The 20,815-nt window shown below is 35.5% G+C and carries 22 protein-coding genes; 4 read left to right on the top strand and 18 right to left on the bottom strand.

All coding sequences use genetic code 11. From position 1 onward, the window contains the following. Nucleotides 1-27 precede the first annotated feature (27 nt). Both C7J90_RS04640 and C7J90_RS04635 read right to left on the bottom strand, forming a co-directional pair. Nucleotides 28-771, bottom strand: coding sequence for a GTP pyrophosphokinase (locus C7J90_RS04640; RefSeq protein WP_103210052.1), 744 nt, complete (start codon nt 769-771; stop codon nt 28-30). 162 nt (nt 772-933) lie between these two features. Further along, complete coding sequence (locus C7J90_RS04635) at nt 934-1,563, bottom strand: nitroreductase family protein (RefSeq protein ID WP_103210054.1); 630 nt, start codon at nt 1,561-1,563, stop codon at nt 934-936. Nucleotides 1,564-1,696: 133 nt separating this feature from the next. Between C7J90_RS04635 and C7J90_RS04630 the strand changes: the two genes are divergently transcribed. Next, entirely contained in the window at nt 1,697-2,137 is a 441-nt protein-coding gene (locus tag C7J90_RS04630; RefSeq protein WP_106465101.1) for a MarR family winged helix-turn-helix transcriptional regulator, read from the top strand. Nucleotides 2,138-2,252: 115 nt separating this feature from the next. Here the strand turns inward: C7J90_RS04630 and C7J90_RS04625 are convergent, their stop codons facing one another. The 9 genes from C7J90_RS04625 to C7J90_RS04590 all read right to left on the bottom strand — a co-directional run bounded on the left by C7J90_RS04625 (nt 2,253) and on the right by C7J90_RS04590 (nt 9,558). Next, complete coding sequence (locus tag C7J90_RS04625; RefSeq protein ID WP_103210056.1) at nt 2,253-3,287, bottom strand: ferrated catecholamine ABC transporter substrate-binding lipoprotein SstD; 1,035 nt, start codon at nt 3,285-3,287, stop codon at nt 2,253-2,255. A gap of 2 nt (nt 3,288-3,289) precedes the next feature. Then, nucleotides 3,290-4,108 (bottom strand): iron ABC transporter ATP-binding protein, encoded by an 819-nt coding sequence (locus tag C7J90_RS04620; protein WP_103210058.1) that lies wholly within the window; start codon nt 4,106-4,108, stop codon nt 3,290-3,292. Continuing rightward, nucleotides 4,105-5,064: an iron chelate uptake ABC transporter family permease subunit gene (locus C7J90_RS04615; protein WP_103210060.1), complete on the bottom strand. Its 960-nt coding sequence runs from the start codon at nt 5,062-5,064 to the stop codon at nt 4,105-4,107. The genes C7J90_RS04620 and C7J90_RS04615 overlap by 4 nt, the downstream gene beginning before the upstream one ends. After that, the gene (locus C7J90_RS04610) at nt 5,054-6,022 is read right to left on the bottom strand and encodes an ABC transporter permease (protein WP_103210062.1); all 969 of its coding nucleotides are present in this window, start codon (nt 6,020-6,022) and stop codon (nt 5,054-5,056) included. Before C7J90_RS04610 ends, C7J90_RS04615 begins: the two co-directional genes overlap by 11 nt. 203 nt (nt 6,023-6,225) lie before the next feature. Continuing rightward, complete coding sequence (locus C7J90_RS11970) at nt 6,226-6,402, bottom strand: hypothetical protein (protein WP_167388987.1); 177 nt, start codon at nt 6,400-6,402, stop codon at nt 6,226-6,228. A 221-nt stretch (nt 6,403-6,623) separates the two neighbouring features. Then, entirely contained in the window at nt 6,624-7,307 is a 684-nt protein-coding gene (locus C7J90_RS04605) for an LrgB family protein (protein ID WP_103210063.1), read from the bottom strand. Continuing rightward, nucleotides 7,307-7,696: a CidA/LrgA family protein gene (locus C7J90_RS04600; RefSeq protein ID WP_232332032.1), complete on the bottom strand. Its 390-nt coding sequence runs from the start codon at nt 7,694-7,696 to the stop codon at nt 7,307-7,309. The genes C7J90_RS04605 and C7J90_RS04600 overlap by 1 nt, the downstream gene beginning before the upstream one ends. Nucleotides 7,697-7,812: 116 nt before the next feature. Next, the gene (cidR, locus tag C7J90_RS04595; protein ID WP_103210067.1) at nt 7,813-8,694 is read right to left on the bottom strand and encodes a cidABC operon transcriptional activator CidR; all 882 of its coding nucleotides are present in this window, start codon (nt 8,692-8,694) and stop codon (nt 7,813-7,815) included. A 441-nt stretch (nt 8,695-9,135) separates the two neighbouring features. Continuing rightward, complete coding sequence (locus C7J90_RS04590) at nt 9,136-9,558, bottom strand: universal stress protein (protein ID WP_103210069.1); 423 nt, start codon at nt 9,556-9,558, stop codon at nt 9,136-9,138. A gap of 216 nt (nt 9,559-9,774) precedes the next feature. On the opposite strand from C7J90_RS04590, the gene C7J90_RS04585 reads away from it, so the two are divergent. Further along, nucleotides 9,775-11,010, top strand: coding sequence for an aminoacyltransferase (locus C7J90_RS04585; RefSeq protein ID WP_103207215.1), 1,236 nt, complete (start codon nt 9,775-9,777; stop codon nt 11,008-11,010). A 423-nt stretch (nt 11,011-11,433) separates the two neighbouring features. Here the strand turns inward: C7J90_RS04585 and C7J90_RS04580 are convergent, their stop codons facing one another. From C7J90_RS04580 to C7J90_RS04560, 5 genes are all read right to left on the bottom strand, one after another. Beyond that, entirely contained in the window at nt 11,434-12,336 is a 903-nt protein-coding gene (locus C7J90_RS04580; RefSeq protein ID WP_103207216.1) for a CobW family GTP-binding protein, read from the bottom strand. Further along, nucleotides 12,336-12,881: a dCTP deaminase gene (dcd, locus tag C7J90_RS04575; protein ID WP_103207218.1), complete on the bottom strand. Its 546-nt coding sequence runs from the start codon at nt 12,879-12,881 to the stop codon at nt 12,336-12,338. Before dcd ends, C7J90_RS04580 begins: the two co-directional genes overlap by 1 nt. A gap of 159 nt (nt 12,882-13,040) precedes the next feature. Further along, nucleotides 13,041-14,756, bottom strand: a complete 1,716-nt coding sequence (ureC, locus tag C7J90_RS04570) for an urease subunit alpha (RefSeq protein ID WP_103207219.1) — start codon at nt 14,754-14,756, stop codon at nt 13,041-13,043. Continuing rightward, nucleotides 14,753-15,109, bottom strand: coding sequence for an urease subunit beta (locus tag C7J90_RS04565; RefSeq protein ID WP_103207221.1), 357 nt, complete (start codon nt 15,107-15,109; stop codon nt 14,753-14,755). Before C7J90_RS04565 ends, ureC begins: the two co-directional genes overlap by 4 nt. 11 nt (nt 15,110-15,120) lie before the next feature. After that, a complete protein-coding gene (locus C7J90_RS04560; protein ID WP_103207222.1) occupies nt 15,121-15,423 on the bottom strand; it encodes an urease subunit gamma in 303 nt (100 codons plus the stop codon). A 326-nt stretch (nt 15,424-15,749) separates the two neighbouring features. Here C7J90_RS04560 and yut point away from each other — a divergent pair, with 326 nt between their 5' ends. After that, complete coding sequence (gene yut, locus C7J90_RS04555) at nt 15,750-16,670, top strand: urea transporter (protein ID WP_232618883.1); 921 nt, start codon at nt 15,750-15,752, stop codon at nt 16,668-16,670. Nucleotides 16,671-16,786: 116 nt separating this feature from the next. Here the strand turns inward: yut and C7J90_RS04550 are convergent, their stop codons facing one another. Then, complete coding sequence (locus C7J90_RS04550; protein WP_103207225.1) at nt 16,787-17,722, bottom strand: cation diffusion facilitator family transporter; 936 nt, start codon at nt 17,720-17,722, stop codon at nt 16,787-16,789. Nucleotides 17,723-17,906: 184 nt separating this feature from the next. Further along, the gene (locus C7J90_RS11965) at nt 17,907-18,044 is read right to left on the bottom strand and encodes a hypothetical protein (RefSeq protein WP_167388986.1); all 138 of its coding nucleotides are present in this window, start codon (nt 18,042-18,044) and stop codon (nt 17,907-17,909) included. A 349-nt stretch (nt 18,045-18,393) separates the two neighbouring features. Between C7J90_RS11965 and lip the strand changes: the two genes are divergently transcribed. Further along, complete coding sequence (gene lip / locus C7J90_RS04545) at nt 18,394-20,463, top strand: YSIRK-targeted triacylglycerol lipase (protein WP_103207227.1); 2,070 nt, start codon at nt 18,394-18,396, stop codon at nt 20,461-20,463. Nucleotides 20,464-20,815: the final 352 nt, after the last annotated feature.

The following is a 20,815-nucleotide window of genomic DNA, read 5'->3' as shown; positions in this document are numbered from 1 at the left end:
CTTTTTTGATATGCATACTATTCACCCCTACTTTAATTCGTCTTCATTTGAATGATAATTTGTCGAATCATGTTGTTGAATATTCAGATGTACACGTTGCATTTTTCGTTCTATTCGCGCAATATCATCTGCACACTCTTTTAATATATCTCTATAAAATTTTGTACAACCTTTTGTGTTTTTATAATGGAGTCTATGCTCTAAACTTGCCCACATATCCATACCTATTGTGCGTAATTGTACTTCTACCGGAACTTCAATTGCAGTGTTCTGATCAGTTAAAAAAATTGATATTGAGACAACAATATGCAAGCTTTTGTAACCATTTCTCTTAGGCTTTAAGATATAGTCTTTTCGCTTTAATAACTTAATGTCATCTTGTTTAAGCAATAAAGACTCCATAGTATAAATGTCTTCAATATACTTGCATACTACCCGAATACCAGCAATATCCATAATATGCTTTTGAGCGGCCTCAGCTGAAACTGGCAGCCCTTTTCGCTCTAACTTTTCAACTAAACTTGATATTTTTTTAATACGTCGTTGTATGTTATGAATCGGGTTATGTTCATTTTTGATTTGAAAGTCTTCATCTAAAATGATTAATTTAGTGCTAAGTTCTCGTGCTGCAGCTTTATAAATATGAGTAAGTTCCAGAAACTGTGCATATTTATGATAGTCATCAAAAGAGAGGAATCTGTGTTTTTTACCTACTTCATCATTATGCCTTAAAATATAATCATTTAGGGATAACCAGTTCTCAAAAAGCATTTTTACCACTTCTTTTTTTAGTTTTTTATATAGTACTATATTTTATTGGTTTTTTGTATTAACAAGTTAAGAATTCTATAAAAAATATACCTAATCTCATTATATCGAGACAGGTATATTTTGAAAACTATTTTTATAATTCCGATCTTATAAATATTATATTTAGTGGTATTGTACAATTTTATTGATGGGTAATCGATATGATGGACGGCCTTCTACCGCTTCTTTTCCAATAGCAACAATCATTACCGGTACATAGCGTTCTGGATCTAAATCAAACGCTTGTGCAATATTTTCGCGATCAAATCCTCCGATTGGGTTTGTATCATAGCCATATTGACGAGCCACAAGCATCAATTGCATCGCCATTAAACTACTATCCACTTTCACAATATCATTCATCGCTTGTCTATCTAGTGCTTTATACATCGTTACGAAACGCTCTACAAGCTCTTCTTTAATCTCTTTTAGCATATAGCCTTTTTCAACAGCCGCACCATAAATGTCTTCAGCATACTCATAATTGAGCATATCTCCAAAAATGACAATCATCGCTGCTGAAGTGTCATTTTGACGTGAGTTAAATCTTACAAGTGGTCTTAATTTTTCTTTACCTTCCTCAGTATCCACTACAACTAAACGCCACGGTTGCATGTTGATTGATGAAGGTGCAAGCGTGGCTTTTGTAAGTATTTCATCCATTTCTGAACGGGGTATTTTTACATTTTCATCAAAGACTTTTACTGATCGTCTACCTTTTAAAATATCATCAAAGTGATTATTTAAGGGCATACTATACCACCTTTCTTCACTAATGTATATATCTTTAATTAAATCAAGCGTGATTTGATTATATTTTAAATGATTAAGTCATGCAAGCAAGAAGTGTTATAATAAATTTATTATATAACTTGGAGGTGCTATGATGCCAAAAAATGACCCAAAACTCAAAAGTGAATTATGTTTTTTGTGTTACGTCTCATCAAAAGAAGTCATTAAAAAATATTCAACACATTTAAGGCCTTTCGATCTAACATATACTGGCTACATTACGTTGACTTCAATTGGTGATGAAGAGGTATTAAATATTAAAGAACTTGGTGATCGTATTTTTCTAAACTCTGGTACCCTTACGCCTTTAATCAAAAAACTCGTCAGCAAAGGACTTGTTCAAAAATTGCGTAATCCTGATGATGAACGCAATCTCAACTTATCCCTTACTGACGAAGGAAGACGCGTCAAAGCTGAAATTAAGCAACTGTCACGTCAAGTCTCTGAAGAACTTATATTTGAAGATAACGATATGGAAGATTTAGTCAATATCTTAAATCGTTTCGTCAAAAACAATTTCGATAAGACTGTTTAAACTATGATAGCGTTACATACTTTTCATATTCATGCGTGCCTTTAACTAAATTCCATAATTAGCGCAAAAGACGTGTATCTAAACAAATTTGTTCGATACACGTCTTTTTATTGTCTTATTTCAAATCTAGCGCTTTATCAAGTTCTTCAATTTGTTTAATTGTTGTAGTTGTTGAACCTGCTGCAAAATACCATAATTTAGGGTCAATTTCGACTACATTGCCTTTTTTTATAGCACTCACGTTTTTCAAAACGTCATTGTTCAATACTTGTTGTGCTGTTGATTTTCCACCAACCGCTTGGCCACGATCCATCGCTAAAATAATGTCTGGATTCTTCTCACTTACATATTCATTTGTAACATTTTGTCCATGTAAGCTTCCTTTTATCTGATTATCAGCTGGTTTAAAGCCAAGGGTGTCATAAATCAAATTACCAAAGCGATATCCAGCGCCAAACGTTGATAATTCACCTTCATTTACTAAAAGGTACATCATTGTTTTGTCTAAATCCTTCGTTTTTGATTTCATTTGATCTATTTTTTGATTTAATTCATCATTAAGCGCTTGTGCTTCTTTAGATTTGTCATATATTTTACCAATAGTTTGTGTGTTCATTTTCATTGATTCAATATAGTTATCATTATTTGCACCCATATAAACTAGTGCCGCTTCAGGTGCTGCTTTTTCCAATTCATCCATCGTTTTTTGATTTGCTGTTCGTGCTGATAGATAAATGACATCTGGTTTAGCTTTCGCAATTACATCAAAGTTAACTTCTTTTAAGCTTCCTGTATTCTCATAATCATCACTTTTAAACTCATCCATAAAATCAGGTAAAGAGGCGTTGTTCTCACCTTTTGGTAATCCTACAATTTTATCTTCTAAACCAAGGGCATGCATTGTATCTGCCGCTCCATAATCTAATACAATTGCTTTTTCAGGATTTTGAACAACTTCAACTGTATTTTGGAATGCTTTGTCTTCACTACCGTCTTCTGCTTCACCACGCATCATAAAATCATTTTGAATTTTGACTGTTTTTACTTTATCTGATTTCTGATCCTCTTTTGATTGAGAGGATTCATTATTGCTACAAGCAACAAGCACAAACATGAGTGCTATTATTAATAATATACCTAATTTTTTCATTTTTATCCTCCTGTTGATACCTTAAAAAGTGCTTTGTGAACTTGATGATATTGACAAGGTGATTCATCAAAGTATATACATATCTTTTGACCTTGTATGTCTTCAATTCTGACATTCATATCATAAACTTGTTGCAGTACATGTGTATCTATCACTTCATTTTTTTCTGCAGATTTAATCACTTTTCCTTCTTTAAGTGCGACAATGTAATCTGAATAAACAGAAGCAAAGTTGATATCATGTACTACAATAACAATTGTTTTGTCATAAAACATTGCAAGTTCTCTTAATATTTGCATAATCTGTACTGAGTGTTTCATATCTAAATTATTGAGTGGTTCATCCAATAAAATGTAATCCGTATCTTGTGCAATCGTCATTGCAATATAAGCGCGTTGACGTTGACCACCTGATAGCGTTTTCAAATAACGATGACGAATAGGTTCTAGTTTGAGTAAGCGAATAGCTTCATTAATGTGATTTCGATCTTTTGGTGTCAAACGTCCTTTTGAGTACGGAAATCGCCCAAAATTGACAAGTTGTTCAACTGTAATATTCAATTCTGTATGGTTCGCTTGCTTTAATACTGACAACTTTTGAGCCAGTTCAATCGAAGGGTAATCTTCAACCTTTTGATTATCTATTAAAATCTCACCACTATCAAATGCATTAAGACGACTAATAGCTGATAACAAGGTACTTTTACCAGCTCCATTAGGGCCAATGAGAGAGGTCAACTTCCCTTTTTGAATATCAACATTAATATCTGACAAGATTGATTTCTGATCAATCGTTTGATTTAATTCACGAATACAAATCATGTCGTTGTCCTCCTCCGAATTAATAGATAAATAAAGTAAACGCCACCTATTAAGTTGATTAAAATACTCACTTGTGTTGTCGCTTCAAAAATATTTTCAATAACCCATTGTCCTAATAACAGGCTAATCCAACTAACAAATAGTGTTGCTGGTAACATATAGCGATGTTCAAATGTTTTGATAAATTCATGTGCAATATTGATTGCAAGAAGTCCTAAAAATGTAATAGGACCTACTAATGATGTGGCAACAGCTACCATTAATGCGACAAGAATAAATAAAAATCGTACTAAAGCGGTATAGTTAACACCTAGATTTATAGCTTGAGCTCTTCCAAGTAATAATACATCTAAGTACGGCAAACAAACCAATGTAATAACAAATAAAATACTTAATACTATCGCACATAAAGTAACTAATAATGGATTTGAAGCATCGAAATTAGCAAACATCGCACTCTGTATCGCTAAAAAGTCTTCAGGATTAATTAGTAATTCTAAAAATCCTGTGAAACTTCTAAAAAACGTACCTAAAATGACCCCAATAAGTAGAATAAAATAGACCGAAAATTGACCAAACTTAAATATTCCCTCAAATAATAGTAATGCAAAAATAATCATTATGATAAGCGATATTGAAAAATTAATATAAAGATGCGTGACCCATATGGAGCTTGTACCAAATATAAACAAGACAAGTACTTTACTAAATATATACACCGCATCTAGCCCAATTATTGAAGGTGTTAATAATCGATTGACCGTAATAGCCTGAAAAATGACTGTAGAGGTCCCAATTGCGCCACCCACTAATAATATAAGGATTAATTTACGTAAACGACTTGTAAATTGATATTCAAATATTTCGAAATCTAACCCTAAAAATAAATAAATAAAACAGAATACAACTGTCACACCACATAAAATCATTAATCGATACAACGGTTTATTGTGCATATTGATGACGCCCTTTCATCAACATTAAGATGAAAATCACAGTTCCAAATACACCAATTGTTAGACCAATATTGATTTCATATGGATAAACGATTAAACGACCTAAAATATCTGAAATCATTACAAAAATCGCTCCGAGCATCGCTGTGTGAGGCAAAGCAAACTTTAAGTGATCACCTTTAAAAATAGCTACTATATTTGGGACAATCAAACCTAAAAAAGGTAACGTTCCTACAGTTACAACAACTAATGCAGTAATTGTTGCAATAATCATTAATCCCATATTCATAACAAATTGATAATTCAAACCTAAACTTTGGCTAAAATCACGTCCCATACCTGCTATTGTAAACTGATTAGCGTATACATATGTCAATATGAGTAGCGGTAAACTAAGATATAAAACTTCATATCGCCCACTTGTAATAATCGCAAAATTGCCATTTAACCAGTTTCCAATACTTTGTACAGCATTTGTTTGTAAAGCGATAAACGTTGAAAAACTAGAAACAATACCACCTATCATAATGCCAACTAAAGGGACAAAAACCACGTCTTTAAACTGAATACGTTGAATAATTTGAACAAATAAAAATGTTCCTATCACACTACAGAGAACCGCAAAGATGAGCTTCAAAAAAATATGCTGCGATGGAAAAAAAATCAACGAAATCAATATCCCAAGTTTCGCCCACTCCATCGTTCCTGCAGTCGTCGGACTCACGAATTTATTTTGCATCATCTGTTGCATTATTAATCCTGACAAAGCTAGGCTACTACCAGCAATAAGGATACTTACCGTTCTAGGAATACGACTAGCAAATAAAATATTAAGTTGCTTATCATCCAAACGAAACACATCCGCTACCGAAACACTACTCACACCAATAAATAAGGAACAAACAGTAAGAATACAGAGGATGACCAATAAAACATAACCATTCATTAAAATTCGCATCGCTCTGTCTCCTTCATATTTTTGATAATGAAAATCATTATCAATAAGAGTGTAGCACCAAATATAAAATTAGACAATATCTTTCAAAGTAATTGTTAAAATAAAAAATCCTTCAAAGTCTATGACAAAACGTCTCCTTTGAAAGATTTTATAGTAGCTTTATAGTGAATGATACGATTGATAAGATATCATTTTAATCAAAACTAATTTAAACTTCGAATAATCATCAACATAATCCAAAGTGTTGTAATAACTGCTGAAATAATAGCCAGGTTCGTTGGCTTTTGACTTGTGTGATCTTCATTTTTTCTGAAAGCAAGCACTGCAAATGTCCATGACACAAATGTCAATATACCTAAAATAATAATAATGGTATACATCCTATCTTAACACCTCCGCCAATCTAATACTCACTCTCCCCATTTTATCACAAAGGACTTCATTTCGACTATGACTGCTCCCGAGCTGTAACAATTGTGACACATTCCACTGTGTAATAAGCGTTTAGACATAGCAAAGCTAAGTGTCTTTATATCAAAATATCTCCTTTAATCATAAAAACATGCCATGGTATCTAGGGTCATACCATGACATGTCAGAACTAATAGAATAACATCAACAATAGGGGTAGCATGATTGAACTTATCACAGCTGTAAGTATCATGCCAATCGAACTAAAAGCACCAGACTCAATGTCCATCTCAAGGGCTCGGGCAGTCCCAAATGCATGTGACGCATTACCAAATGTCATCCCACGCGCGATGGAGGATTGGAAGTTTGTCATTTTGATGAGTATGGCGCCTAAAATACTTCCTAATATACCGGTTGCGATGATAAACATCGACGTTAACGTATCCTCGCCACCTAGCTGATGTGATACTTGTATCCCAACAGCGGCTGTGATTGAACGAGGCAATAAAGTAACAATATCTTCACGACTGTATCCGAGTAATTTGAGAGAGAAAAATATTAGGGAAAAGTTTAGAATTACTGCTGTAATAACACTCGTAAAGATCGTTTGGAAATGTCTAAGGATTTTTTGACGGTTGACATACAACGGATATGCTAAGCAAACCACTGTACAACTGAGTAAATGATTAATCCATTTACCGCCAACCATATAAGCATGATAGTCTTGATGGAATAAGAGTAATATGACTATTACACCTATCGCTGTTATCAATGCGGGGTTGAGAAATGGTGATTTAAACTTTAAATAAACCATTCGGGCAAGACAAAAGATAATCATTGTTAGGGCAATCATCACTATTGCTTGAACCCACATTACTTGTCACCTCGGGGTTGTTGGAATAAATACCCCATTGTCATTTTTTCAGCAACTAATCCTGAACATAATGCAACAAGAATGGTACCTATTACCAGTAACAAGAAAAAGATAATAAAGTTTAAGTCCATTTCAGTGATAACATCCATCACACCTACCACAGATGGAACGAAGAAAAATACCATCATCGTCAGTAGAAAGTTGGCACCTTCTTTAATCCATTCTACTTTAATGATTTTCAATTGTAAGAGTATAAAGAATAACAGCATTCCAATTATACTTCCTGCAATTGGGATGTGAAAAAACTGTTGAATCCAATTACCTGACAAGGTAATCACATAAATCATCACAATTTGTGTTAATGTACGTAACACTTTTCTAACAGTCATTTTCAACATCCTTTCTTCATTCGAGTAGTTTCATTATAACTCGCGCCAACTCATAATAAAAATATAGGTTTTTCATATAACCTATTACTTTTAGCTATGATTTGATCACATCAATGCTAATGATGGATGTTGAGATAATCTAAAAAAGTTTGTGTCGCATGATTGAGATAGACATCTTTTTTCCAAATGACCCCCATTTCCCATTGCAATTCAGCATCACTTAGTTGAAGCACACTGATATTTTGATTTTGGCTAATAATATTTACGATGTTTTCTGGTAGGATGCTGATGCCCATCTTGGCACTTAATAAATGTTCAATAAAGTGCCACTGCGAAATTTTAGAAACAATATTAGGAACAAATCCTACTTTACGTGCAGCCGCAATAATTTTATCATTCAAATAAAAGTCTTCATTAAATAATATAAAATCTTCATCTTTCAACGCTGATATTTCAACTGTTTGTTGTTGTGCCAATGGGTGTGAACTATGTGCCACAACTTGGAACTTTTCAGAATACAATGGAAAAGAGTCAAATTGCATGTTATCAACAGGCAGTGACGTTACACCGATATTGATATCCCCTTTTCGAATTTGCGTTTCGATTGTTTTACCACCATTTTCAATTAAATTGAAAGTAACGCTTGGATATTTTTGATGAAATGTCCCCAGCACACGACTAAATCGTTCCATATCCATAATCGCTGATAAACCAATGGTAATATGACCTTGCTCAACACCTAAAACACTACTAATTTCATTTGGCAAATTTCCATATAAATTTAAAATCTCAAGAGACTTCTCATAAAACACTTCCCCAACATCAGTTAAAGTGAGTTGACGTTTTGAACGATCAAACAATGCATTACCGAGCTCGTGCTCTAATTCTTTGATGGCTTTACTAATTGTAGGCTGTGCGATATAAAGCGCTTCTGCTGCTCTTGTCATTCCTCCTTGTTTTACAATTTCTACAAAATATGTCATTTGCTTAATATCCATACTGTCACCTCATCACGTCTTATCATTACATATCTTAACACGTCCTCTTCAACCCCGTACGTAAAATCCAAAATAAAAAACTCAACACTAACATGACCATTCAGTCCATGAAAGCATTGAGCCTTGTTGAAAAGGTTCTATAGTAAATCGGACTGGTATATAAATAATTTCATTTATTTGATTGTTCCATAAAGCCTCGCTTTTCTAGGCGCCTCAGAAGTCTCGGTTTAGGAATCAATCAAATGTGCTATATTTATTCACACCCCTAAGTTATAAAGTATGTTTTACCAACTCAATTTTACTGATTTATGTCGTATTAAAAGAGACATTAATGTTCAAGACTTTATGATCACACAACGAAAAAGGAGTTAAGCAATCCATTATTGCATAACTCCCTAATTTAATGCGACCAGTCCAATTTGACTGAGAGCCGTTGAAAAATTATTTCACAATCAATACTGGCACGTTTACACGTTTTGCAATTTTATGTGTAACATGTCCTAATACGTGCTTGATGTCTATTTCAGAACGCTTATTACTCATTACAACAACATCATAATCATTCTCTTCTACTTCTTCAACGATTGATTTTGTCGGCGTGCCTGTCGTAAACTTCACTTGATACTTCAGCCCTTCTTGATCAAGTTTTGCTAAAAATGGTTGCATCTCCTCTTTTTTCTCTTCAACCACCTCTTCAAAATGTTTACCTTGATAGCGTACATAATTTGCAAGTTCTGTTTCTGAAATGACATTAAATACCACAATACTATAATTCTCAACTGCATAAGTTAAATTAACAAGTTGCTGAGGTATATTATTAAAACTATTGCCAAAGTCATACGGCACTAAAATATTTTGATACATGTGTACATCCCTCCTCAAAATATGTACTCCTCACAAAAACATCTTCAATTCACCATTATTATACCATTTTGATAACGCTTTCACAATAATACTAAAAATTTACTTATAAATTATATAAAAATCATTTTTAGCTAAATTTATTCTCTAAGAGGGCTAAATTTTGTGGAATATATAGTTTAAACATGATAATTTTATATAAAAGAAGGAGAGAATGCTATGTATTTCACAAAACTTACTCAAGATGAGTATGCAAGTTTTATCAAACAACATTCAAGTCAATACACACAAACGCTTGAGCATTTTAATTATCGTAATGCGCATCAGCAACCGGTTGTCTTATTAGGCGTTAAAGACGATAATGAGCAAGTGATTGCGGCCGGTCTTTTTACAATGGCTCCTATTATGAAGTTTTTCAATTATGCTTATAGCCATCGTGGACCAATCATGGATTACCACAACATTGAACTGGTTGAATATTACTTCAAATCATTAACGCGATACTTTCGTCGTCAAAAAACTATTTTTGTATTAGTCGATCCATATGTTGTCGAAAATATACGCAACCATCACGGGGACATTTTGAGATCTAAAGATAACTCTGTTTGGATGTCTCGTTTGAAAAAGCTCGGCTATCACCATCAAGGATTTACCACTGGCTACAGTCAATTTAGCCAAGCTCGATGGTTGTCGATTCTCGCATTAAAAGGACGAAATGAAGAAGCAATCTTAGAGGCTATGGATTATACAACCGCGCGCAGTATCCGTAAATCCATTGAAATGGGGGTTAAAGTTCGAGACTTGAGCGAAGACGAATTTGATATTTTTTATGATTTATATCGAATGGCTGAAAAAAAACATCATTTTTCATTATTTTCTAGAGCAGACTTGAAAAAATTTCTATCTACATATGGATGTATGACACATTTAAAAGTTGCTTATTTAAACCTTGATGAGCATCTTGAACATTTAGCTCGAGATTGGCAAGAAGCTGAAACCAAACGACAAGAACTTCAAAAAGCTGTTGACACAGCACCATCAAAGAAAAAACGCAACGTTCTTAAAGAACAAGAAATTATAGTCAATAGTATCAACAAGCGAAAAGCTGAGGCCAAAGCATTATATGAAGAATATGGAAAGACATTGTATTTAGCATCAGCTATTTTCGTACAAACTGACGATGAACTTACATATATGTATAGTGGATCTAACCCTAAATTTAATCGTTACATGGGAAATTACGCCCTTCAATGGAATATGATTCGATACGCATTAGATCAAAAAATATGTCGTTATAACTTTTTTGGAATTACAGGAGACTTTACACCTCAAGCTGAAGATTACGGCGTATTAGACTTCAAAAAAGGATTCGGCGGACATATTGAAGAATTAATCGGCGACTTCATCAAACCAGTCTATCCGTTATTATACAAAATATACCAAAAACGATTGTAAAAAAAGGTTGTTGAGTTTGCGGTTTGACTTCGAGCAGAACCTAACAGTGAACAAAATTGCTCCCCAAATTTTGTGAAACTGTGTAGTTCTGTTGAGAAGTCAGCAATCGAAACACCGTCTATCAAGGTTATTGAGCATGCGATTAGAGTTTGAGCATAACTCAAGCAATTCAAAAAATTGTTCCTCAAATTTTGAAGAATTGCGAAGTTATGCCGAAAACTCTGCATGCGAAACACCGTCTATCACAAGGTTGTTGAGCAAGTGCTCAGGATTCAAGCAGAATGGAATGACGAGCAAAATTGTTCCCCAAATTTTGTCGAGTCATGACATTCTGTCGAGAATCCTACTTGCGAAACACCGTTTATCGATCCCCACAAGACTAGTCCAAATCCTAGCCTATTCAAATTTTAATGCGCTACACTGTTACGACGAAATGACCATTTCATCAAAAATCTCCTTTAATTGCACAACGTCAAGTTGATATCCTATTACAACGATATAAGATGGTAGCTGCATTGCTGCAGGTTTGATATCGAGTTGGTTGGGAACGAATTGTACAATGCACTGTTGTTGATATCCCTCTATATTTACAAAGCCTTTTACTCTATATACTGTGCCGGGTAATTGTTTTATACATTCTAAAAGCGCATGCTGGGGAATAGCTGTTTCAATCTCATATATAAAATGATTAAGATGACTATGATGATGCGCAACTTCGTGTCCTGATATGTGTCGGGATTGATGTTGCATCACATCAAGCGTGACATCGCCATATTGTGTTAATTGGTATGGTGTATTGGGAAAGGTATGCTGTACATAGTCAATCACTTCTAATAATGCTGTCGTGTCCACTAAGTCAATTTTGTTCACAAGTATTGTGCTCGAATATTTGAGTTGCGCATACATTAACTGTTGAATGTCTTCAGGGTAGTCCCTATCATCGCTTATCGATACAGCATCTAATATACCCAAAATGTCTACATGTGTGGTAATAGGTGTCAGTACAGGCGTTAAGCATGCATCCAAAACTTCGACTGGATGTGCAACGCCACTACATTCTACAAATACTATATCAGGTTGATGCTCAAGATATATTTCATGGAGTTGCGCCGTTAAGTCTTCTTTTAATGTACAACAAACACATCCATTGGTAAGCGGCATCACTTCAACCTCTTCATCTACAAGATGTGCATCTACATTTTGGTGACCAAAATCATTCATAATTACTGCCACTTTCTGTTGTTTGGACTTTACGTCCCGTACCAATGCATTTAAAAGTGATGTTTTTCCGCTTCCTAAAAACCCCGTCAGCACTACAATATCCACTAATAACCGCCGTCCTTCATCCAATCACGGAAAAAACGACTGCCTGTTGTTGTATTCTGGCCTTGATATTTACCTTGATACACAACTTTTGGCGTTGTTTTCGTCATAGCAAGTACAATTTGGCAGATTCGTTGTCCTTTCGAAACTTCAAGTGGAAAATCATTCGCATTATATAATTCAAGCGTGATTTTCCCTTCAAATCCCGGGTCAACCCATCCCGCATTTTGAATAAATAAGCCTGCACGACCAACTGAACTACGCCCTTCGATAAAGCCCGTCAATTCTGCTGGTAGCGTTAAATATTCTTCTGTCGTTGCTAGTATAAAAGCATGTGCAGGAATGACGACAGAGTCTTGGACAATTTCTTCATATGTAATGGGCTCACTTAGTTTTTGAATACCACTTTTTGAAGGCTGTGGTTTTAAATAATGGCATCCTAATGTTAAATCGACAGATGCAGGTTCTATATGTTCTTCAATACAAGGTTCAATCTTAAGTAGTCCTTGCTTTAAAAATTGATGAATATCACGATCTGATAATATCATGTCAGTCCCTCACTTTGATTAACTTAAATCGTAAATATTACGATTTTGACACTTCAAAATTTAACATGCTCTTACAAAATATACAAGCCACATCCATATGAAAACACCCTAGCTGTTGAACGAGTCGAAAAGCTAGGGTGTTTGATTGATACATTTTGATTAGAATAAGAAGTAACGTTGTGCGAGTGGCAGTTCAGTGGCTGGTTCGCTTGTTATTTTTTCACCATCTACAAACACTTCATATGTTTGCGGATCAACGTCAAGTTTTGGCGTAGCAGTGTTGTTTTTCATATCTTTTTTAGTCAGTTGACGAATATTACGTACTGGACGCACATGACGTTTAAGGTTTAAAGTACGACGAATTCCCGACATATATGCCGCTTCTGATACAAATGTCACAGCTGTACTTTGTAGGTTACCACCAAGTTGTCCATACATATGACGATATTTTAATGGCTCTGAAGTTGGGATCGACCCATTGGCATCACCGTTAACCGCAACATTAATCAAGCCACCTTTAACGACCATTTCAGGTTTTACCCCGAAAAAGCGCGGATCCCAAATCACTAAGTCTGCAAGTTTGCCTTGATCAACTGATCCAACATATTCAGAAATACCATGCGTAATAGCTGGGTTGATAGTATATTTGGCGATATAGCGACGAATTCGATTGTTATCATCATATTCACCATCGCCTTCTAAAGGGCCTCGCTGTTGTTTCATACGATGTGCGACTTGCCATGTGCGAGTGATTACTTCACCAACGCGTCCCATCGCTTGAGAGTCAGAACTAATCATACTGAATACACCCATATCTTGTAAAACGTCTTCTGCTGCAATCGTTTCTTTGCGGATACGAGAGTCTGCGAATGCAATATCTTCTGGAATAGACGCATTTAAATGATGTGTAATCATAACCATGTCTAAATGCTCATCAATCGTATTATGTGTATAAGGGAGCGTAGGATTCGTTGATGACGGAAGTACATTGGGATACGCTGCAGACTTGATTAAGTCTGGTGCATGACCCCCACCAGCCCCTTCTGTATGATACATATGAATCACTTTATCTCCAATAGCTTCCATAGTATCTTCCATAAACCCTGCTTCATTTAAAGTATCAGCATGCAGAGCAATCTGAACATCATACTCATCGGCTACCTCTAATGCATTTCGTAATACTGATGGCGTTGCACCCCAGTCTTCATGCACTTTTAGTCCAATTACACCCGCATGAATTTGTTCGATTAATGCCGTATGACTAGCGGCCTGTCCTTTTCCTGTAAATCCAACATTAATTGGTAGCGATTCTGCCGCTTCTAACATACGATGTACATACCATGTCCCTGGTGTAACAGTTGTCGCTTTGGATCCTTCTGAAGCACCAGTACCTCCACCAATATGTGTCGTGATACCACTTTCTAAAGCCACTTCAGCTTGTTCAGGGTTAATAAAGTGTACGTGTGTGTCAATACCACCCGCTGTTACAATTTTGCCTTCTCCAGCGATTACATCTGTTGCTGATCCAATTACGATATCCACATCATCCATAATATCAGGGTTTCCAGCTCGACCGATGCCCATAATATAGCCGCCTTTAATACCGATATCACCTTTAATGACTTTATCATAATCAATCACAACCGCATTTGTGATCACTAAATCCGCCACACGTTTGCTATCTCGAGTCATGTTCGGGTTTTGACCCATACCGTCACGTATAACTTTACCGCCGCCAAAAGTAACCTCATCACCAAATGATGCATAATCTTTTTCAACTTTGGCAAATAAATCTGTATCACCTAAACGAATGGAGTCCCCAGTTGTCGGACCGTATAAACTCGTATATTGAGATTCTGTCATTTTAAAACTCATTTGACTTCACTTCCTTCGTCCATATTTGGAGGTGTTACACGTGATTCGTCAATCGGACCATCTACCTCACCGTGAAAACCGTATATATGTTGGCGTCCTGCATAACGTACAAGGCGGATATCTTTTTCATCACCGGGCTCAAATCGAACCGCAGCACCTGCTGGAATGTCTAAATGTTTACCGTATGCTAAATCACGATCAAACTCTAACGCTTTATTTGCCTCATAAAAATGGTAATGTGATCCTACTTGAATTGGGCGGTCGCCCATATTTTTTACTTTGATTTTAGTATTGTCACGATTTTGATTAATCATAATTTCTGATTTATGAACGATTACTTCACCTGGTTTCATACTTTCCCCTCCTACACAATTGGATGATGAATTGTCACTAATTTAGTGCCATCTGGAAATGTCGCCTCGATTTCGATATCGGTAATCAAAGCTTCAACACCTTCCATCACATCATCTTTAGACAATATTTCTCGGCCATAACTCATCAAATCTGCAACTGTTTTACCGTCACGTGCCCCTTCTAGCACTTCATAACTAATCAGGGCCACAGCTTCTGGATGATTTAACTTCAATCCTCTCTCTTTACGGCGTTTGGCTAAATCTGCCGCAACAACAAGCATAAGTTTATCTTGTTCACGCTGAGTAAAATACATGGTCTCTCGTCTCCTTTAAATCAAAATAGTAACTCCACGATACAGATTATAGTCTTATCAAAATATTTTATCAATTCACAAAGCTATATGAGAATAGTTTTCATTTTCATAATTGATATATAAATTTAAACAAAAGCTTCTTTATTCAGTTTTAAACCTTTCAATTAACCTAAATTCCACTCTATTTTCATGCATTTTTTACATTACTGTTTCTTTATCCAAATATGTGTCAAGTAACTTAATCCTATATCATAATAATTGTCAGGACTTATTTATCGTGATAATCTTTGAACATATTCATCACTTAAAATGAGAAAGAAGTGGACATGATGATCAAGTGGGGACAACCCTTTTTCAAAAATATTTCGCAAGTCGTTTTATTAGAAAATACATGGACAGGTGCACTCATTTTAATCGCACTTTGGATTGGGAATTGGAAAGTGGGTCTTGCTGCGATGATCGGTAATGCATTGAGTCTAATGACTGCAAAGTATTTTAATTATAGCCACCAAGAGATTCATGCTGGCCTTGCAGGATTCAATCCTGTTTTAATAGCTATTGACTTGACCCTCTTCTTACAATGGTCTTGGCAAGCCGTCTTTATCATTTTGCTTAGCATTTTATTATCTATGCCTATTGCTCAAGCCATCAAAAGTTTCTTAAAACCACTCAACGTGCCTGAATTGACTACACCATTTGTGTTAATTACATGGATTGTCTTATTAATGGCTGAACAATTTAAATTTTTAAAAACCAATGTATCCGTTTTACCTTTAACTACAAATATTAATGTTGATTTGGAGACACCTTTCAAGCCAATTCAAGCCTTTTTTGAAAACTTAAGTCAAATTTTCTTAATCGAACACCTATTAACAGGGCTATTAATCGCTATCGCTTGTTTGATTGCCTCTAGACGTGCTGGAATTTACGTATTTATTGCCAATATATTAGGGCTATTACTTGAGTTTGTTCTAGGCGCAGATATTGCTACAATTAACCACGGATTATTCGGTTTTAACTTGATTTTAGCTATTATTGCAGTGAGCTATACATTTCGTTCAGCCAATCACCTCAATCCAATCGTTGCATTTTTATTGACTGTCTTAATGACACCTATGATGTACGCAGCTTTAGCCACATTTTTCGATCCGATTGGTATACCGATATTAACCTTCCCATTCATCTTAGTCACATGGACATTATTACTAGCAGGACAACCTGAACAAAAAGAAAGCGAAACGACTTAACCTCTTATCATCACATTCAAAAAACGCGACCCAAGTGATTTTGTGGGTCGCGTTTTTGACTATACGATTGACTTAGAAATGCTAAACAGTATTGAGAGCTTCTCATCAGCCCCTTTTTATTTAACGTGGTCAAAGTACTGCTCGTCTAGTTGATTAATATCTAAATGCTCGATTTGTAGCGTTGTATGTTGAAGGCCATATTTTTCTTTGAGTAGTCGCTCCAATTGATTAATGGTTTCGTAGGCATCGTCACTATGTCTACTGTCTAATACGACATGGGCACTTAATGAATAGTGTTCCGTCGTAATCGCCCACAGATGAAACTCATGTACATCTAAGACACGCTCTACAGATATCATCGTTTCAATAATTTCATCAGTATCAAACGTGGTCGGAACAGCTTCCATCAGTATAATCCATGCATTACGGATGATTTTGTATCCCCCACGTAAGATTACTGCCGCTATAATCATACTAAGAATAGGGTCAATCATTTGAATACCTGTAAAATAGATTAAAATAACTGCCACAATAACGCCTACTGAATTAAGTAAATCTCCTATAAAATGCCATAATGCACTTTGAATATTAATATTATTCTCGCTTTTTAGTGAACGCATCAAAATAACCGTTAACACAATATTGACTACTAAACCAATCGTTGCCACGACAAGCATGAGACCACTTTCCACAGGTTTCGGATAAATGATACGCATAATGGCTTCGTAAAAAATCCATAAAGAAATAATTACCAGTGCCAAACCATTTAAAAATGCAGCTAAAATTTCAAAACGTAAAAAACCAAACGTATAATTTGAAGTAGGCTTTTTGTTCGCAAAGTAAATCGCTACCATTGACAAACCTAAGGCTAAAACATCACTGAGCATGTGAAAAGAATCTGACAACAGTGCAAGAGAGTTAGATACAATCCCTCCAACAAACTCAACGACCGTAAAAAATAATGTAATCATCAACGAAAGCCATAACGTTGACTTTGAATGTGCTTGTGTTTTTCGATGTTCGACATGATGAAAATAATGTCGTCTTGCCATCTTAATCATCTCCTTGATAACATTTCTCAATGTCTATAAACGACGAAGGAGCGGAATAACAAATCACAAAATTTGTTGTTCCGCCCCAACTTATAAGGGTCTTCACAGTTTCAGGGACTCAGACAACGTTCATTAAAAAGCTGATATGTCTATACCCTTAAAAAATGCTTTATTGATATTTTTATTAATTTTCACCAAAATCTTTATTAACTAACGAGTCATCCACTTGATATTGCTGATATGTCAAATAACCAACAGTGCCTAATACGAGTACAAGTACACCGCCAGCAACATAGGCAACACTTTTAAATAGTTTGTCCATATGATATCCCTCCATTGTTCAAATACAGTGTATCACATTCTATTCAATTTGCACCATTAATCAAACCTCACAATATTATAATTATATGATATATATCTTCCAAAAATTAACTATGCTTTAAATTAATCTTTTTGTTTTTTTAAGCATTGACATAATTTATAAATTATTGTATGATATATTCACTTATTTGAAAGCCTTTTCATTTTGACGAAAGGGGGACACAATAATGTTAGCGTTAATCGGTAAATTATTTGAACTCATTCCGCGCATTTTGATTAATATTTTTGTTTAATGATGGGACAATGGCGTTTTTTATTGGGGTAATATTAAAAGTTAAGAGGTGTCCATTATGAACAAAAGGGAAAATAAATATAGCATCCGTAAATTCAGCATCGGTGCGTCATCCATTATGATTGCATCACTATTCTTCATCAGTACAGGTCAGGCTCAAGCGAGCGAAACTGATTCTGTCACTTCAAGCGAAACAAACCCACAAACTGAAACGACAACATCAAATACTAATGATGTCGTAAATGAACAAACATCTGATTTACATACTTCAGAAGATCCAGAAACAGGCTCAACAACTGATGAAACAACAGAAAAAACTGAATCAGTTGAAACGCATGTAACAGATAAACCTACCACTGAAGACGAATCAGTCGAAACACCATCTACTGAAACTACTGCTGAATCTAATCAACCATTAGATACATCTGACAATACTGCAAAAAATGATGAACAGTTACCTAAATCACAAGATGCGCCTGTTTCAAATGAGACTGCTAAAGACTCGAATCCAAGTCAGACATTACAATCTTCAGATGAACATCCTAATACTACAGAAGCACCAACGCGTGACACATCTACATCAACTGAAGATCAAAAGACTAAGGAGCAAGATCTATCTCATCCAAAGCAAAATGAATCCGTAACGTCATCATTAGAAACACAACAACAGCCGGATATAGATGATACAAAGCAAACTGTCGAAACATCTTCACAACAAAATACGACAGTTGAGGCTGAACCTAAAGCGAAAGAACCCTTACATGAAATCACATCATCTGAACCGAAAGCAAAAGATAATGTCAAAGTACCAGAAGCATTGAATACAAATAAATCGTCACAACCTTCAAGTGATGACAACTCTTCACCTGATAAAGATTTAGCATCATTGAAGGATTCAAATGCCGCAACAACACAATCCAAAACAAACACACGTGACGCCGAAAAACTTCAAGAACAACCGAGCCAAAAAGCTAAAAAAGGCTTCTATAAAAACAAGTATCCTATTATTTTAGTCCATGGTTTCAACGGATTCACAGATGACATCAACCCATCAGTTCTTGCGCATTATTGGGGTGGTGACAAGTTAAATATACGTGATGATTTAGAAAAGAACGGCTATGAAACGCATGAAGCAAGTATTAGTGCCTTTGGTAGCAACTATGATCGCGCTGTCGAATTGTACTACTACATCAAAGGAGGACGTGTGGATTACGGTGCCGCACATGCCCAAAAATATGGCCATGCACGTTATGGTAAAACATACGAGGGTGTATATAAAGATTGGCAACCTGGCCAAAAAGTACACTTAGTCGGTCATAGCATGGGTGGTCAAACAATCCGTCAATTAGAAGAATTGCTCCGTCATGGAAGCGCAGAAGAAATCGCTTATCAAAAAGAACACGGTGGTGATATTTCACCATTATTTGCTGGTAATCATGACAATATGGTAGCTTCTATCACAACACTCGGCACACCTCATAATGGAACACATGCAGCTGACCAAATTGGTAACGAACCCATTGTAAGACAATTTGTGTATGACTTTGCGAAAATGCTTTCTAACGCAGATGCACGCGTCTCATTCGGACTTGATCAATGGGGCATTAAACGTGGTGAAGGTGAAAAACTACTCGATTACTACAAACGCATCAAAAATGAAAATCCACTCTGGAAAACAAAAGACAATGGTTTCTATGATTTGACTCGTCAAGGCGCATCAGAACTCAATGCAAAAACATCACTCAATCCAAACATCGTCTATAAAACTTATACAGGCGAAGCAACACATTCAACATTATTTGGCAAACAAAAAGCAGACCTTGATCTATTCTTCTTATTTACATTAACTGCCAATGTTATCGGTAAAGCTAAAGAACCTGAATGGCGTGAAAATGATGGTCTTGTTTCAGTCATTTCATCATTACATCCGGCGAACCAAGCCTTTGTTAAAGCTACAGATCAAATTCAAAAAGGCATATGGCAAGTGACAGATGTCCGTCACGACTGGGATCACGTTGATTTTGTAGGTCAAGATTCAACAGACTTATCACGCACGCCTGAAGAACTCCAAAATTTCTGGCACAATATTGCTGAAGATCTTGTCGCTGCAGAAAAAGTCACATCATAATACAAGGAGGCTAACACTTATGAGCGGAACAATTGGAGAACTGATTCAATCCTTATTCAATGTCCTTAAAGTCTTATTTGGTGGCTAATCACTTAGTCACTTTCATCAAATATAAATAAAATGAGGTTGGTCTAACAACAGCGCCTTTAATACCGAGAACCGGTTTTCTAGAAGCTTGAGTTAGACCAACCTCATTTTTAGCTCTCAGTCAAATTGGACTGGTCGCATTAAATTAAGGCGTTATGCAATAATGGATTGCATAACGCCTTTTTCGTTGTGTGATCATAAAGTCTTGAACATTAATGCCTCTTCTAATACAACAAAAAATCAGTAAAATTGAGTTGGTAAAACA

Source organism: Staphylococcus felis (assembly GCF_003012915.1).
Classification (GTDB): domain Bacteria; phylum Bacillota; class Bacilli; order Staphylococcales; family Staphylococcaceae; genus Staphylococcus; species Staphylococcus felis.
The sequence above is the reverse complement of the archived record's forward strand: the minus strand, read 5'-3'. Positions and strand labels throughout refer to the sequence as shown.

What these genes read in the sequence shown, in the direction of transcription:
- C7J90_RS04640 (WP_103210052.1), bottom strand. Translation starts at nt 771, where the DNA reads ATGCTTTTTGAGAACTGGTTATCCCTAAATGATTATATTTTAAGGCAT.
- C7J90_RS04635 (WP_103210054.1), bottom strand. Translation starts at nt 1,563, where the DNA reads ATGCCCTTAAATAATCACTTTGATGATATTTTAAAAGGTAGACGATCA.
- C7J90_RS04630 (WP_106465101.1), top strand. Translation starts at nt 1,697, where the DNA reads ATGCCAAAAAATGACCCAAAACTCAAAAGTGAATTATGTTTTTTGTGT.
- C7J90_RS04625 (WP_103210056.1), bottom strand. Translation starts at nt 3,287, where the DNA reads ATGAAAAAATTAGGTATATTATTAATAATAGCACTCATGTTTGTGCTT.
- C7J90_RS04620 (WP_103210058.1), bottom strand. Translation starts at nt 4,108, where the DNA reads ATGATTTGTATTCGTGAATTAAATCAAACGATTGATCAGAAATCAATC.
- C7J90_RS04615 (WP_103210060.1), bottom strand. Translation starts at nt 5,064, where the DNA reads ATGCACAATAAACCGTTGTATCGATTAATGATTTTATGTGGTGTGACA.
- C7J90_RS04610 (WP_103210062.1), bottom strand. Translation starts at nt 6,022, where the DNA reads ATGCGAATTTTAATGAATGGTTATGTTTTATTGGTCATCCTCTGTATT.
- C7J90_RS11970 (WP_167388987.1), bottom strand. Translation starts at nt 6,402, where the DNA reads ATGTATACCATTATTATTATTTTAGGTATATTGACATTTGTGTCATGG.
- C7J90_RS04605 (WP_103210063.1), bottom strand. Translation starts at nt 7,307, where the DNA reads ATGTGGGTTCAAGCAATAGTGATGATTGCCCTAACAATGATTATCTTT.
- C7J90_RS04600 (WP_232332032.1), bottom strand. Translation starts at nt 7,696, where the DNA reads ATGACTGTTAGAAAAGTGTTACGTACATTAACACAAATTGTGATGATT.
- cidR (WP_103210067.1), bottom strand. Translation starts at nt 8,694, where the DNA reads ATGGATATTAAGCAAATGACATATTTTGTAGAAATTGTAAAACAAGGA.
- C7J90_RS04590 (WP_103210069.1), bottom strand. Translation starts at nt 9,558, where the DNA reads ATGTATCAAAATATTTTAGTGCCGTATGACTTTGGCAATAGTTTTAAT.
- C7J90_RS04585 (WP_103207215.1), top strand. Translation starts at nt 9,775, where the DNA reads ATGTATTTCACAAAACTTACTCAAGATGAGTATGCAAGTTTTATCAAA.
- dcd (WP_103207218.1), bottom strand. Translation starts at nt 12,881, where the DNA reads ATGATATTATCAGATCGTGATATTCATCAATTTTTAAAGCAAGGACTA.
- ureC (WP_103207219.1), bottom strand. Translation starts at nt 14,756, where the DNA reads ATGAGTTTTAAAATGACAGAATCTCAATATACGAGTTTATACGGTCCG.
- C7J90_RS04565 (WP_103207221.1), bottom strand. Translation starts at nt 15,109, where the DNA reads ATGAAACCAGGTGAAGTAATCGTTCATAAATCAGAAATTATGATTAAT.
- C7J90_RS04560 (WP_103207222.1), bottom strand. Translation starts at nt 15,423, where the DNA reads ATGTATTTTACTCAGCGTGAACAAGATAAACTTATGCTTGTTGTTGCG.
- yut (WP_232618883.1), top strand. Translation starts at nt 15,750, where the DNA reads ATGATGATCAAGTGGGGACAACCCTTTTTCAAAAATATTTCGCAAGTC.
- C7J90_RS04550 (WP_103207225.1), bottom strand. Translation starts at nt 17,722, where the DNA reads ATGGCAAGACGACATTATTTTCATCATGTCGAACATCGAAAAACACAA.
- C7J90_RS11965 (WP_167388986.1), bottom strand. Translation starts at nt 18,044, where the DNA reads ATGGACAAACTATTTAAAAGTGTTGCCTATGTTGCTGGCGGTGTACTT.
- lip (WP_103207227.1), top strand. Translation starts at nt 18,394, where the DNA reads ATGAACAAAAGGGAAAATAAATATAGCATCCGTAAATTCAGCATCGGT.